This window comes from Bradyrhizobium sp. Kon56 (assembly GCF_055807635.1).
This window is the reverse complement of record NZ_JBVVOU010000026.1, coordinates 1-13,942: the sequence shown is the minus strand read 5'-3', so window position 1 is coordinate 13,942 and position 13,942 is coordinate 1. Positions and strand designations below refer to the sequence as shown.

13 protein-coding genes and 3 pseudogenes are annotated in these 13,942 nt (G+C 59.3%); 8 read left to right on the top strand and 8 right to left on the bottom strand.

All coding sequences use genetic code 11. The features are described 5' to 3' along the window. Positions 1 to 81: 81 nt before the first annotated feature. Positions 82 to 330: a hypothetical protein gene (locus AC0L3B_RS30195; protein ID WP_473381526.1), complete on the bottom strand. Its 249-nt coding sequence runs from the start codon at positions 328 to 330 to the stop codon at positions 82 to 84. Between the two features lie 16 nt (positions 331 to 346). Further along, positions 347 to 1,262 (bottom strand): annotated as a pseudogene (ku, locus tag AC0L3B_RS30190) (non-homologous end joining protein Ku). A gap of 173 nt (positions 1,263 to 1,435) precedes the next feature. Between ku and AC0L3B_RS30185 the strand changes: the two are divergent. The 3 genes and pseudogenes from AC0L3B_RS30185 (at position 1,436) to AC0L3B_RS30175 (ending at position 2,657) form a co-directional block, all read left to right on the top strand. Further along, positions 1,436 to 1,819 carry a hypothetical protein gene (locus AC0L3B_RS30185; protein ID WP_473381525.1) on the top strand — a complete coding sequence of 128 codons (384 nt, stop codon included), beginning with the start codon at positions 1,436 to 1,438 and terminating at the stop codon, positions 1,817 to 1,819. A 10-nt stretch (positions 1,820 to 1,829) separates the two neighbouring features. Then, positions 1,830 to 2,021: pseudogene (locus tag AC0L3B_RS30180) on the top strand (hypothetical protein); the annotation flags it as partial. Positions 2,022 to 2,357: 336 nt separating this feature from the next. After that, positions 2,358 to 2,657, top strand: a complete 300-nt coding sequence (locus AC0L3B_RS30175; protein WP_473381524.1) for a hypothetical protein — start codon at positions 2,358 to 2,360, stop codon at positions 2,655 to 2,657. A gap of 727 nt (positions 2,658 to 3,384) precedes the next feature. Here the strand turns inward: AC0L3B_RS30175 and AC0L3B_RS30170 are convergent. The 5 genes from AC0L3B_RS30170 to AC0L3B_RS30150 all read right to left on the bottom strand — a co-directional run bounded on the left by AC0L3B_RS30170 (position 3,385) and on the right by AC0L3B_RS30150 (position 9,550). Next, positions 3,385 to 4,371, bottom strand: a complete 987-nt coding sequence (locus AC0L3B_RS30170) for an ABC transporter substrate-binding protein (RefSeq protein WP_473381523.1) — start codon at positions 4,369 to 4,371, stop codon at positions 3,385 to 3,387. Between the two features lie 252 nt (positions 4,372 to 4,623). Beyond that, entirely contained in the window at positions 4,624 to 4,956 is a 333-nt protein-coding gene (locus tag AC0L3B_RS30165; RefSeq protein WP_473381522.1) for a hypothetical protein, read from the bottom strand. Positions 4,957 to 6,768: 1,812 nt separating this feature from the next. Next, positions 6,769 to 6,930 carry a Flp family type IVb pilin gene (locus AC0L3B_RS30160; protein ID WP_473381521.1) on the bottom strand — a complete coding sequence of 54 codons (162 nt, stop codon included), beginning with the start codon at positions 6,928 to 6,930 and terminating at the stop codon, positions 6,769 to 6,771. A 585-nt stretch (positions 6,931 to 7,515) separates the two neighbouring features. Then, a complete protein-coding gene (locus AC0L3B_RS30155; RefSeq protein WP_473381520.1) occupies positions 7,516 to 7,836 on the bottom strand; it encodes a hypothetical protein in 321 nt (106 codons plus the stop codon). A 1,009-nt stretch (positions 7,837 to 8,845) separates the two neighbouring features. After that, entirely contained in the window at positions 8,846 to 9,550 is a 705-nt protein-coding gene (locus tag AC0L3B_RS30150; protein ID WP_473381519.1) for a Crp/Fnr family transcriptional regulator, read from the bottom strand. Positions 9,551 to 9,737: 187 nt separating this feature from the next. Between AC0L3B_RS30150 and AC0L3B_RS30145 the strand changes: the two genes are divergently transcribed. The 4 genes and pseudogenes from AC0L3B_RS30145 to tnpB all read left to right on the top strand — a co-directional run bounded on the left by AC0L3B_RS30145 (position 9,738) and on the right by tnpB (position 11,417). Continuing rightward, on the top strand, positions 9,738 to 10,160 hold the full coding sequence (locus AC0L3B_RS30145; RefSeq protein WP_473381518.1) for a hypothetical protein: 423 nt from the start codon (positions 9,738 to 9,740) through the stop codon (positions 10,158 to 10,160). Positions 10,161 to 10,219: 59 nt separating this feature from the next. Continuing rightward, the gene (locus tag AC0L3B_RS30140) at positions 10,220 to 10,402 is read left to right on the top strand and encodes a hypothetical protein (RefSeq protein WP_473381517.1); all 183 of its coding nucleotides are present in this window, start codon (positions 10,220 to 10,222) and stop codon (positions 10,400 to 10,402) included. 229 nt (positions 10,403 to 10,631) lie between these two features. Continuing rightward, on the top strand, positions 10,632 to 11,063 hold the full coding sequence (tnpA, locus tag AC0L3B_RS30135) for an IS66-like element accessory protein TnpA (protein ID WP_018458214.1): 432 nt from the start codon (positions 10,632 to 10,634) through the stop codon (positions 11,061 to 11,063). After that, positions 11,060 to 11,417, top strand: a pseudogene (gene tnpB / locus AC0L3B_RS30130) (IS66 family insertion sequence element accessory protein TnpB). The gene tnpA and the pseudogene tnpB overlap by 4 nt, the downstream one beginning before the upstream one ends. 378 nt (positions 11,418 to 11,795) lie before the next feature. Here tnpB and AC0L3B_RS30125 read toward each other — a convergent pair. Continuing rightward, on the bottom strand, positions 11,796 to 12,713 hold the full coding sequence (locus AC0L3B_RS30125; protein ID WP_473381516.1) for a LysR family transcriptional regulator: 918 nt from the start codon (positions 12,711 to 12,713) through the stop codon (positions 11,796 to 11,798). Positions 12,714 to 12,807: 94 nt separating this feature from the next. Here AC0L3B_RS30125 and AC0L3B_RS30120 point away from each other — a divergent pair, with 94 nt between their 5' ends. Further along, a complete protein-coding gene (locus AC0L3B_RS30120) occupies positions 12,808 to 13,725 on the top strand; it encodes a Bug family tripartite tricarboxylate transporter substrate binding protein (RefSeq protein WP_473381515.1) in 918 nt (305 codons plus the stop codon). The last annotated feature ends 217 nt before the right edge of the window (positions 13,726 to 13,942 follow it).

Genomic DNA, 13,942 nt, shown 5'->3' with positions numbered 1-13,942 from the left:
TCGCACCCGGCCTTTCGGACCACCTGCATGTAGGCGAACCGTTTGCCACAGCCAACTGGCGGGCACTGCCGGCCAACGGGTCTAGCGCCGACGGGCGACCCAAACTCCGAGCAGGAACGCTACGCACAGCGACTGCAGCGGCGCCTTCAAAGTCACCTCGCGAAGTTGGTCGACCCAGTGCATCGCGGCATCCTGCGACGTCGGCCGCAGCGGGCGCCGGCTCGCTTCCGCCTCGGCGCGCAACCTCGCCGCGGACGCACGATCGACGCCGTCCAGCTCGTTAGCCAGTCCGGAGGCTTCCGTCATTGCCGAGGCTTCTTTCACATCCATACGGCTCTCCTATTTGTCAGGCGGACTTCCGCTGCGACCTGGCCGCCGGCTTCTTCGCCCCCGCCTGCTTCGCGGGCTTCTTGCCGGCGATCGGCATCAGCATCTCCTTCTGGCCTGCAGCAGCCTTCCGCGGCTTCTTGGCGGGCTTGACGGCCTTCGCCGGCGCGGCCTCCTGACCTACGCTCCGCTGAAGCGCCTCCATGAGGTTGACCACGTTGGTGGCCGCCGGCTTTTCCTTCGGCGTGATCGCCTTACCGGCGCGCTTCTGATTGATGAGCTCGATCAGCGCGCTTTCATAATGGTCCTGGAACTTCTCCGGCTCGAAGTTGCCTGCCTTCTGGTTCACGATGTGCCTGGCGAGATCGAGCATGTCCTTCGTGACCTTGACGTCCTGGATTTCGTCGAAATACTCCTGCTCCGAGCGGACTTCATAGGGGCAGCGCAGCAGCGTGCCGACGAGACCCTTGTCCATCGGCTCGAGCGCGATGATGTGCTCACGGTTGGTCAGCACCACCCGCCCGATCGCGACCTTGTCCATCTCGCGGATGGTCTCGCGGATCACGGCGAAGGCGTCGTGCCCGACCTTGCCGTCCGGGCGGATGTAGTAGGGACGGATCAGATAGCGCGGATCGATGTCGGCCTTGTCTACGAACTCGTCGATCTCGATGGTCCGGGTGGATTCCAGCGCGATCTCCTCGAGCTCTTGCTTGGAGACCTCGATATACTGGCCCTTCTCCAGCTCATACGCCTTCGTTGGGCACCTCGTCGCCGGTGTCGGCGTCGACTTTCAGGTACTTGATACGATGGCCGGTCTCCCGGTTGAGCTGGTTGAACGCGATCTTCTCGCTCTCCGACGTGGCCGGGTAGAGCGCCACTGGACAGGTGACGAGGGACAGACGCAGGAAGCCTTTCCAGTTCGCTCGCGGGGCCATGGTTACGCAACGCTCCAAGTACGGGACTTGGACTCAAGACGAACGCGCGGCGCGGTTCCGACACCGAGCCGACGGCCCGCTTCATTTCCCTACTTTCCGCTTTGGGCGGACTGGACTCTTACGTTCGTGATATGTTCTATCGGCCCATGGCCGACCGACCCGCGAGCTGGCGCATGCCGACACTCAAGCAGATGGAAAAGATGACAGCTGCAGTCGCCAGAAAGGCCCCGCCCGGACGCGGGTTGGCCCCGAACGAGGATCTGCCGCCGGAATATTGGCAGGCCGTGCTGGAGGACCCTCGCGCGGAAGCGGTCGGCTCAGGTCCTGGCGCTTCGACACGCCTGCTGCGGCTGAGGCAGATACCCCAGCATCTTCTCAGGGTGGGCTGCCGGCGCTGCGGCAGGACGGTCGAGATTCAGAAGGCGGACGCTACCAGGCTCTACGGTCCGGAGGCGGTCTGGAGGGATGTCGGTCAGCGGCTGCTCGATGACAACTGCGGCAACCGAACCGGGCGCCATGAGGAAGATGGCTGCTGGCCGACCTTCGACGTGGCCTAGGCGCCGCTCGATGGCGCCGAAGTATCACCTGACGCCCCTTTCCGGAGGCGACCGCAAGGCCCTGAAAAAGGAGCTCGGCAAGTCGCGGGCGATGGCCAACATCCTGGCTGCGCAGCCGACTGAGATGCGGGGCAAGACCGACTTCGCGATATCCAGACCAATTGTTGAAACTGACTGCATAGGTTGCTCCTCCGAATCGTGGGAGCCTTAAACGGCGCCCAGTCTTTGGCACTCTCGTGCCCGTGGAGGAGCCGTCCACAGCATCAACAGCGGAACTCGCTACAACTCAACTGCTTCACTTGATGGCTCTCTGTTCAGACAAAATCATGGCTTTGGAGGCGGGCGGTACGGCTCGATCTGGTGCAGCAGCGCAAAGCAGTCGGGCACTCCCCAGTGCTCCCACCAGCTTGTCCTTCTCAAATCGACTCTTGTTTTTCGTTGTGCAGCAACGTGAACAGGTTCACATTGGCGCGGGCCAACAGCGCCTAGAATTTTCATGCCAAGGAGATTTTCAGCAGACACTAGAGGAGAAATGGCAATGGCCGAAAACAGAGTCAGTACTCCAGTCATTAATCTTGCTCCAGGTTCACTCGCGTTTCCACTGTTACTTGCTGCGATGATGGCATGTGGCCTCTATGCAGCCTTCATCGCTGCTCCCGCCATGCGCGCGGAGGCACGACAACAACTTATGCGGACATTAACGGATGAGAATCGTTCGTTTTGCGGAAGGTTTGGGACGCAAGTCGGGAGCAGCGAATTTGTTGCGTGCAGCGAAGGCTTGGCGATTGTTCGGCAAAAACAAGCTGACCGCGACAGCGCGGCGGCGAACGGGTTTTAGCGTTCGCCTGCTGACTTCCAGTCTACCCTTCTGAACGGATTGTCGCAGCACCGCTTCAACGGCCGCGAAGGGCCACGAGCGGAATTTCCTGTAGCCCAAATGAGAGGCTGCGACGAAGGGTGGGAGGCACTAGACGAAAACGCCACCGAGCCGAATAGTGCTCAGTGGCGCTACGCCGGAACTGGAAACTGCAATCCTCCAGTGGAGACTAACGCACCGCCGACGTTAGGTTCAGGGCGGCCTTACTCTTGCTCCGGTTCCTATGGAGAGCCGCCTTCTTGGCGAGCGCTGCCTCAATCAATTCAGCTATGCGGTCGAGCGCGATTTGGTCGTTGATTCGTACGTATTTGTAGCGCGCGATGCGCAGGTCGATCTCGTCACACTTGTCACACATGGCTCACCGGGTCATTGAGGCGGGAGCGCGCAGAACTCTCAGTCAAAAGCCAAGGCCGGGCGGCGATGACGAGACCTTAAACAAGATAGTCAGTTCCAGATACAGGAACGAAATTAAGTCAGTTCTAGGTCAACTTAGGCCACTGGCGAGCGTCGGAAACAGGCTCGCCTAGGCAACCTTATTCCTGATCGTCAATACGGAATCATGGCCCGCTTCGGGTCATTCGCGTCGATTTGCTCGAGTCTTCCGAATGTCCGGTCTGGCCTCAACTGCCGACCTACCGGACGCGGTAGCGATCTTCGCCTTCGGGGCCATTAACGGAAATGGTCGGATTCATTCAATCACCCGGTCGGCGGCGACAAGCATCGTATTGGGCACGGTTATGCCAAGCATTTTCGCGGTCTTGAGGTTGATGACAAATTCAAATTTTGTAGGTTGCAAAACAGGTAAGTTAGCAGGATTTGCGCCACGAAGGATCTTGCCGACGTAAACACCTGCTTGCCGGTAGGCATCCACAAGGTCGATGCCATAGCTCATCAGGCCGCCAGCTTCGGCAAACTGGCGCCATTCGAAAATCGACGGGATCGCATAGCGCGTCACCAAGGCAACAAGCTGCTCTCGTCTGCTCAAAAAAAATGCATCGGAGTTGACAAGGAGTGCGATCGCTTTGCTCTGGGCAATCGCAGCAACTGCTTGATCAATTTCGCTGTCGTTGCCCGCTTTCAGGATAATGAGACGTTGTCCAAACTTGCGAGAGGCTGCCTCGATTTCTGCAAATTGCGTCTCGGCTTGAGCAGGACTATTGGGGTTGACAAGCAAAGCGATCACAGAAGCGCCGGGTACCAATTCGTGAATCAATTCGACGCGCTTGGCGTCCAGCAGGTAGGTGAACAGTGTCACGCCGGTGACGTTGCCATTCGGTCGATTGAGGCTGGAAACCACACCAGACTTTACCGGATCGCTTCCCAATGTGAAGACAATGGGAATTGTCTTGGTTGCCTGCTTAGCGGCGAGCGACGACGGCAAGCCACCCGTGGCCATGATCACGGACACGCCGCGAGAGACGAGATCGACGGCAAGCGCCGGCAATCGATCATACTGTCCCTCCGCCCAGCGGTAGACGATTGCAACATTTTCGGTGTCGACAAAGCCAGCCTCTCTCAGGCCCAGCCGAAATCCACCTACGAACGTAGCATAACTCTCGGGCGACGTTGCGCCGAGAAATCCGATTGTCGGCATCGCAGGCTGTTGCGCAAGCGCAGTAATCGGCCATGCGACCGTCGCACCACCTAGAACCGTAATGAACTCACGCCGCCGCATTTAGCCGTCCCAGAGCCTCAGGGTCACACCTTGTGCAATAGCTGAGACTAGCACTTTGCCACCGATCGACGAGTGGAAAACGGCACCCAACCGGTCTGAGACGCGAACAAGTTCGATGTCTCAGTTGGGTCAAAATGCGAACTCAACCTGAGCAAATCTAGTCCGCCATGCCTCAACAAGCGGACCACTTGGAGCGATGTTGTCACTTCGCCTTCGGGCCACAAGCGAAGTGAATGAAGGAGGCGGCCCTGATCACGCCCTGTGTTCCGGGGACCAGCTCTGATTGGTCATCCAAGAACAGAACGCCATCGAGACACCTCCAGCAGCGGCGATCAAAAGCAGATGGCTTTGGGAAGAGAAGCCCGCAAGAGACGATCCAACAACGCCGGACGCTGTAACGAGAGCGAGCTGCCAGCGCCGCCCTTCCAGAGAGTAATCGACAAGCGCCCTTGGAAAGGCAACCAAAACACTCAAGAACGGAAGCCCAACCAACCAACCAAGAGCACTCGTCGACCCAAACAGAAAGTCGAGCGCGCCGCCCATAAGCAGCGGCCCGACTATGAGAAACGTAAAAATGCGTTTCATTGGGTCAATGCCTCGCAAGAAAGGCGATCCGTTCGGAGCGTGGTGGCTCGTATAACCGGGTTGTGTTAACGCGGCACGAAGCCGAATCCGACAAACGTCTGCTACGGGTCATTCGCGTCGGTTTGGCCGGATCATGCTGACTTCTGGTCTAGCGCGGTGAAGGACATCCTCAGGATAGGTGGGCATGTCTCAAACGGGCCAAGGGACTAAACCGCTCGCGCGGTAGGCACGACGGCCGGCAGCGCGGCTGAGAGGATAGCGCAACGAGGCGTCCTGTCTTGAGATGAGGGGTTCGCAACCTTCACCCAAGACAGGAGCATCCCCATGACCGACGAGGCCACGAGCCCGTTGCGGCGGCGCATGATCGAAGACATGACGATCCGCAAGTTCGCGGGGCGAACGGGCCGACCGACTGTAGCTTGGAGTCGCTGCTGCTTTGCCGTGCCGATCAAATCCTGGTCGTCGTCCGGAGATAGCTCGAGTCTTCTATGGTCCGCTGAGCCGGGTCCAACAGTTCTTGGCTTTCGCGGCTGAAGGGCGGCGCAAGCTCAAGATACGAGGCTGCGACGCAGGCTCGATCGGCAACATGCCCTGTCTAGCTGCGTGCCGCTGCGCCTTCTGTCGCGCGGCTCGGATTAAGCTGTGCCATATAAGCACATCACTTCCGATATGGGCGACGAGGTCCCGGCGCTACGTTGGTCGTCGCAATATGAGCCTCTGCCCCCGGATTGGCGAACGGAGGCTGGTGCCGCACTCGCCTGACGTGAAGATTTGCGCGTGCGACGTCATGTCTGGAGGCGTGGGCCTTTTCGTCCTAGATCGATTGAAACCTGGGGCGTAGCAACTCCACAGGTGGAACTGTAGGACGTCGCGCCTGTTGAGGCAGAAGCCAAAATACTTCTTCGATCATCATTATGTCGCGGACATCGCCCTGGACGATAAAAGCCTCGACCTGTGTTGCAGCTGCGAAAAAATTCGCGCTAGAGGCTTTGGGTGAAGCAATCGACGGATGCGGCCTCTGCGGAGCCGAAGAGGGTAGCCATTGACGTGAGAAGATCGCCGGAGCTTTCCTCCCTCATCTCCAGAAAGGTACACATGCGAGCGCCTCAACTCTTGTTGAGCTTTCTATTAGTTTGCGGCAGCACCCTGCAGACCCCCGCATTTTCGCAGGATCGGGGAACTTGGGAAGAACAGAGAGCCTGCACGCCCGACGTATGGCGAATATGCAGCTCGCAGGTTCCCGATCGCAATAGAATAATAGCTTGCTTACGGCGAAATACTTCGCAGCTCAGCGATGAGTGCCGGGCGGTATTTGCAGTGCGAGACAATGGGCGCAAGCGTAGTGAGGAACGAGAGTACGGGCAAAGACGTCAGGGTCGAGGCTATCAGCAGAGGCGGAACGACTACGACGACGAATAGGTAGGCGAGGGCGAGATCAAGCTCCATCAGGCGCTGACGTGGTAACGAGCAAATCGGCAATGCTTAGATCACACTAGCCTAGAGATGCTCCGGATCTTCATATCAAGCGCTCTGTCCGCCGGGCCGCTAGGTGTGCCGCTTTTGCTTGGCTCTGCTGTTCACCCGCTGGCGCAGTATGCGCGCGGTTATGCGACGCTTGCTCTTCCTTGAGGTGAGTGTGTAAGCGCCACCACGAGAGCACTAGCACCACACCCCTCAGCAACTCTCGCGATTGTCTCCTACGCTTTTGGCAGCCTTGTTGATCTCTTCGTCAGCCTTGCGCCTCGTTGGTGATCGTCGGCTTTGCGATGCCGCCGGCGAGGTCGCTGCAGTGTTGGCGGCCCGGCACTCCTCTTATTTTAGCGATGAGCTAATCGAGCCGAACTTCAATCGCAGGGTCGATCCGAGATTGTTCACCACCGCGATGATCGCAAGCGCGATGCCGGCAGCAATCAGACCGTACTCGATAGCCGTGGCGCCGGTCTCGTCGGCAAGAAATTTGCGAATGAGTGTCATGCCATGAATGGTACGGCAGATCTCCTAAGCCTAAGTGAATGCCTCCGCGGAAAAAGGGGGCTATCTCTCCCGCTGCTACGCGCCGCAACGTCGAGAAGCGCCATCGCAAGGCAGACGGGAAGGCTGTGATCGGCGGTGCCCTTTGTCTGTGGCTTGAATTTCGCCGGATCGGCAACGCGCTGTCAGGGATAGTCTCAACCGTGATCGTCCGAAGATTCTTTGCACGATCCCTGATCTTCGCTGAGAGCGGTGCGCCGACCTCTGCCACAGCTTGGAGCTCCTCGCCAGCCGAAGTGGCGGCAAGTCCCATCGCTTCAAAGCGCAATCGCGTCCTGCAATGCAACAGATCGCAGATAGTGCGCTCACGGAGCTCTGCCCAGATTGGGCGCAGTAGCGCGCTCGGCGAGTCGTGCGATATGCGAAGCCGCCGGCGCTCGCGCTACCTTATAGAACATAGCGCACGTTGCGCGCGGAATTACCGTGCCTTCATGGGCTCAATGTCGGTTGCGACATCGACGCGCTTGGCTCCCCATGCTTTGGATTAGGTCTGGCCCTCGGCACGGGAGGCTTTCGTTCGCAACTGACCTACAGGCGAGTCGAGTTGGTGAGGGGGATAGTCGTTTGGTCAGGAAATGCCGATTCGATCTCACACGGGCCGACGGCCTTACCTGCCGACAAACGCTCGACGTTGCAGGCGACAATTTTTCTGTAATGATCGAGCACCTGGCCGCAGTCGCCGCCACGAATGAAGATCGTGCGAGCCTCCGCCGCGGCATCGAGCTTTTCCGTGACCATCAGAAACATCTCTTCGGTGGTGCCGGTGCCTGCCGCGATCTGGCGCAGCCGCATGTCAATGACCTGGAGGGCGTCGGCCATCAGGGCAAGCATCGAATACCAAACAAGCATGAGAGCTCCGGGATAGGCTGATAAACGTTTCGCAAGAGGAAACGTCGTGGGCGGCAGGTTAAGACTCAGCGACAGCGCCGGTTCCTACGCGGTTTACGCGTGGCACTAAGTGGCGAGGACTGCTCTGCCTAGTGAACGCCGCTTGCGTTTCGCGGGCCTCATCTTCGTGACACAGCTTCCGCGATAGGAGCGAAACCGCCTGAGGCCGCTTAGTTGCTAAAGGTATCGCGGCATGAAATCCTTCGTCTCACTCTCGCTATCGCGGTCGTCCTTCCCTGCGCTACTTTCGCTCAAGGCGGCCGTGGCCGGTAGCGGCGGTGGGTCGGCTGGTGGAAGCGCGGTGGCGCGTCCCAGCTGCGGGCGGCGCCGGCGCGGTCCCTTCACCTTCCAGCACGGGAAATGCTGCCCGAGCGGAGGAAATTCCGGCGTGGCAGCTTCAGGCGTGAGGCAACTCGACAGGCACGGCGGCGATTCCGGAGCAACTCCGTCAACTAAGCAGGGTACCGGAGAACCAGCGGGTCCGCCATCGGCGAACAGGCACCGGGCACTATTGCAGCCGGTGGCAGCCTCTTCCCGCGGCTCGGAACCGAAAGGCAGACAACAACCAAGACGCCTCGGCTTTTCCTGTGCGGACGTGCGTTCCCTGACTTTGCCATAGCAGCTGCGATCACCGCATTGTCTAAAGGTTTCCTTGCGAACCACCCATGAAAGCGATTGCTGCTCGCCCCATGCCTCCGGCCCTGCTTTCATGGATGGCCGCGAACGCGAAGATCAAAAACCTGGGACACACAAAAAATACTGGTTTGGCGCGGCCTCAAGGTTCAATGTTCTTGTTCCCTAAATGGAACATGACGCTTGCGCAAGGAAAGGGCAGATAGGTTCGATCGTGACCGTGGCTGACCTCAGCTCGGAGCGCAAGGATGTACGCTTCATAGAGCGGACCCGACCAAGATCATACTGCCTACCGAAGGTAGCCTTTGAGCGGACGTGCGCTGGAGGGGAGCAAGGATCACACCGTGTGAGCACCGAGCAGGGCTTGATAGTACGATTTGACAGTCCCGTAGCATTCGCAGACGGTTTCCTGCAGACCTTCAACATCGATGATCTGTATGTGGCCCCTCGAATACTTTATCATTCCAGCCTGTTGAAGCGTGCGCGCATGCAAAGTCACGCTGGTTCGCTTGACGCCCAACATCTCAGCAAGAAATTCCTGCGTGAATTGCAGATTGTCGGTGCCAGCTAAATCCCTTGCTCGAAGAAGCCATCGGCAAAGTCGCGCCTCCATCTGATGGGCGGCCATGCAACCAGCCGATTGGCTGGCCTGAGCGTAGACCGTCTGCTCATGACGGAACAGCGTCGTTAGCAATGATTGACTTTGAAGCACCGCGCTTCTGAGTTCACTCACTTTGCACATCAACGCGGGCCCTGCGAGTTGGACGATGGCTCGGTTGATGGGAATGTTCCCGCCAAGAGCAGCGAACGCACCGACCACCCCATCCTTTCCGACCATAGCAGCTTCAATGATCTCGCCAGAGGAAAGACCCACCACAAGGGAGACAATCGCACCAGTCGGAAAGTAAATGTCCGTGACCTTATCTCCGGCATCAAACAGAACTTTCTCATGGTCCAGATGAACGGATTTTAAGTGCGGCCGAAGGGCAGCGGCGTCACTCTCGCAAAGAGAGGCCAATAGCGAATTGCCGGAATTGCGCATGTCATGCTCCCGAGTACAGGCGGGAGCGCAGAGAACTCTCAGTCAGCGGCGCCTAGAAAGACTGCCGATAATGCAAAGACGCTAAGCCTTTAGGCGGGCGATAGCGAGCTTTTTTGTCGAATATGTCGGGTACCTAACCGACAGCCAGCGGAGCCAAGATTTTCAATGCGCGTCCGGAGGTGCTGCCATGGCCCATTATGATCCCGACACCCTGCTTCTCCTGCGAAAGGTCCTCGATGAAGCTTGGGCCATTCTGCCGGATGGCTCCAAATCTGACGCTATCAAATCCGAGATGGCTCAACACATCCTGAAGCAGGCGGCAGACGGTGTGCGAGACCCGGTCAGGCTTCGCGCATCAGCTCTCGCTAACGCCGCTGTTGAACCCACCGCATCTGACGCCAAGCCGAAGATCAAGAGGAGGCCGCGGATCGTTCACACCGCGACCTTCGACGAACGCATGGCGAGCGAAGCGCACCGTCTTGAGGAGACGGCCAAGAAGATGGCCCCAGGCAAGGATCGTGATACGCTTTTGCGCAAAGCAAGACAGACCAGGACGGCGGCCCACATCAACGAATGGCTGTCGTCGCCCGGCCTGTTGTCGCCAAAATAGCCGGGCGGTTGATCGAGAGTGCCAAATGCTCCCGCCTGATAGACGGTGGACCATTGCCAATGAAGGACTATCAGGCACACGCGGAAAGACTCCGCAAAGACGCAGCCGAGTGCGCCCTGATCCGCGACCTTGCAACAGGCCTCGCCAAGCGCGAACTGTTCGACCGACTCGCCACTCATCTTTTTGTTCTCGCGGATCAAGTCGAGATGGAAATGCTCAGCAGGAAAACTGCTTCAAAGTAAGACCGCCTGCTCCATGTGCATGGCCCATGTCGCCTGTTGGCCCGAAGCCGAAGCTCGCTTGAAGAAGTGGCATGTCGGCTCTCAACGGCAGACCGGATGTCGATCCAGCTTGGCGTCTACCGCCGCTTGTGACCCCAAACGGAGTGTAAGCGTCGTTCCGCTCCCACCTTCTCGCGGCACATGGGATAGGCGAGTTTCACGATCTCTTTGAAGGGATCGGCTTGTGTCTATGCTTGACCATACGCTTAAATCGGACGTGACGGCGCGCCGGCTGGAAGTGATCACGGAGACGGGACGCCGTCGTTGGTTCTCCAAGGACGACAAGGCCCGGATCGTCGAGGAGACGCTGGTCTCGGGCGCCGTCGTTTCCGAGATTGCCCGGCGACACGGGCTGACCCCACAACAAGTGTTCACCTGGCGCCGGCAAGCACGCCGGTTGCCGACGCCGATGGCTGACGATCCACCGTTTGTACCGGCGGTGGTAGACGCCTTGGTACCGGCCGTGGCTGTTGGCCATGAGCGCAAGACAGCGCGACGCAAGGCCAAGCCGGATATTGGGGGCATCGAGATCGAAGCCGAGGGCGTCACTATCCGGGTCGGCCGAGGCGCGGATGTGGCGATGATTGCGGCCATCGTCCATGCGCTGAAGGCAAGCCGGTGATCGGCCCGTCCGGAACTGTCCGGGTGATGGTGGCAACCAAGCCGGTCGACTTCCGCAAGGGAATGGAGGGGCTTGCCATATTGGTACGCGAGCACATGCAGGCTGACCCATTCTCGGGTGCTGTTTATGTTGTTCCGTGCCAAGCGCGCCGACCGGATCAAGCTGATCTTCTGGGATGGTACGGGTTTGTGCCTGTTCGCCAAGCGGCTCGAAGACGGCGTCTTCCGCTGGCCGAAGATCGAGGATGGCGTGATGCGTTTGTCGGCGGCGGAATTGTCGGCGCTGGTCGAAGGGCTCGATTGGCGGCGTGTCCACGCGGCACGGGAGACGGTCGTGCCGACGCAAGTCGGATAATTGTGAGCCGTGCTGCGGCGAAGTGAATCAGGGGCATCGATCCAAAAGATCCGCGCCCACGTAGAGCGGAACGAGCACGCTGTCGCACGGCATGGGCACGGCGCGAGCTTTGGTCATGCGATTGGGGACCGAATGCTGGGTAGGGTCGTAACGCAGTTGGCGTTGCGGACGATCTTGCCGCCGTAGTGCCTCCTTATATCCACGCGCTCTGCATCGCGCAACAATCCTGCGGCGCACATGTCTCAAGTGGGTCAACAGCGCCGGTTTCGGCAGTGGGCAGTCAGGACCGGTGTACCCTCAACTTCGGACATCACCGGGCACCGCAAGGGCGGTTGCGATGGGCCAACAGCAGACTCTGGCGTCTCAGGCTTCACATCCTCATTGGATCGCAGGTCTCGAATTCGCTATGGTTCGAACCACGCTCAAAAATTGCTTGAGCACCGGCGAAGGGTCGCTACGACGAAACGCAAGGCCGAGGAATGCCTTGGGCACCGGCCCTCGCAGCCGCCGATAGACTATTCCGGCGATCCGAACGCTCTGCATTGTCGATGGGATGACCGCGATGCCGAGGCCAGCGGCGACCAGGCTTAGCGTCGATGTTATCCTGGGTGCCGGCTGACCAAGCCGAGGCATGAACCCAGCGGCGCGACATGCGGCGACGGTCTCATCGTGCAGTCCCGTGCCCTGCGGGCCGATCAGGATAAAGGGCTCGTTCGCCAAGCTCGCCAGCGGTACCGATTGGTTCTTGCCCCGCTTCGCCATCGGGTGATTGCCGGGCAAGGCGACAATCATCGGCTCTTCTTGAAGCGGTATGACGACCACGCCCTGAGCTCGGACCTGGGGCGCGCGAACAAACGCGACATCCATTTGATCATTATCGAACTTGGTGATGACCTCGTTGCTCAACCCCTCTTCCAGCACGAGAGACACCATGGGAAATGCCTCACGGTACGCGCGGATAGCTTTCGGCACGAGCGGGGTGAAAGGTGCCGTGGGCGCGATGCCGACGCAAAGACGGCCTTGTTCGCCACGCGCCGCACGGCGGGTAACTTCAATTGCGCGATCGAAGCGCGCAAGCATGCTCTTTGCTTCCGGGAGCAATGCATGACCGGCGCCGGTCAATTCAACCCCGCGAGGCAACCGGCGAAACAGCTGAACTTTCAGCTCGCGCTCCATAAGGCTAATTTGCCGGCTGAGGGGCGGTTGCTGCATATCCAGCCGCTCGGCGGCACGGGTGATGTGCCCCTCTTCCGCAACCGCAACGAAATACCGGAGCCGTGTAAGATCGATTGCCATACCAATAAGGTATCGAGATTATCGCTTCCATACCATAGCTCATTCGGATGCAGGCCCTATGGTTAGACGGATTCAAAGCGGAAAGGGACCAGCCATGCTGGTGCATCGCCGAGCATTCGTCCAATTACTAGCTGCTGTTGCCGCCATGCCGACGCTTTCGTCGGTCGCGTCTTCTGACGAATATCCCCTCCGCCCAGTGCGGCTTGTCGTTGGATTTCCGGAAGGGGGTCCCGTCGATATCGCCGCGCGCGTCATCGCCAGCTGGCTATCCAGCTTAGGGCAATCCGTTGTTGTCGACAATCAGCCCGGCGAAAGCGGGAACATGGCAACCCGTTCGGTCGCGCGAGCCGAACCCGACGGATATACGCTGCTCGTTTGCGGGCCGGTGAACACGATCAACACGACCTTGTTCAAGAACTTGGATTTCGACTTCGGGCGCGATTTCGTGGCCGTGGCCGGTCTCTGGCAGGTCCCGCTCGTCATCGAGGTCAATCCCTCCGTTCCCATAACGACGCTGGCGGGCTTTCTCGCGCATGCCAAGGCAAACCCCGGCAAACTCAAGATCGGTTTTGCCGGGGTGGGAACGCCGCAGCACATCGCCATCGAAATGTTCAAGATGATGGCGGATGTCGATTTGACCTTGGTGCCGTTCCTCGGCTCGGCCCCGGCGCTCGCCGACCTCATGGCCGGCAAGATCGACTGCATGTTCGATCCGATGCCATCGTCCATCGCGCATATCAAAGCCGGGCGTCTGATCCCGCTTGCGGTGACGACGCTGGCAAAATCCGAGGCATTGCCGGATATCCCGTCAGCGTCCGAATACGTTGCAGGTTACCAGGCCGGATCGTGGTTCGGAATCGTCGCGCCTCGCGAGATACCCCTCTGTCCTGGTCGAGAAACTCAATGGGGCGATCAATGCCGGCTTTGCGGACCCGGGAATGAAGGCGCGCTTGGCTGGACTGGGCGCGTCGCCCCTCCCTGGATCACCGGCACATCTCAAGGCATTTATTGAAAGTGAAACCGCCAGATATGCAGAGGCGATCCGGTTGGCAAAAATTGCCACAAGGTGAGTGAGCATTTGGTCCGCTTAGGGGTCACAAGCCGCCGAAGGTCGAAGACTTCCGCCCTGCGTCGCTAAGCTGAATTTATGATGGGGTGGACGCCCCGCCGACGGCATCGATGTGCCAAAGTGGAGGTGTTTAGCACCACTTAAGGGAGGCGTCCGTGTC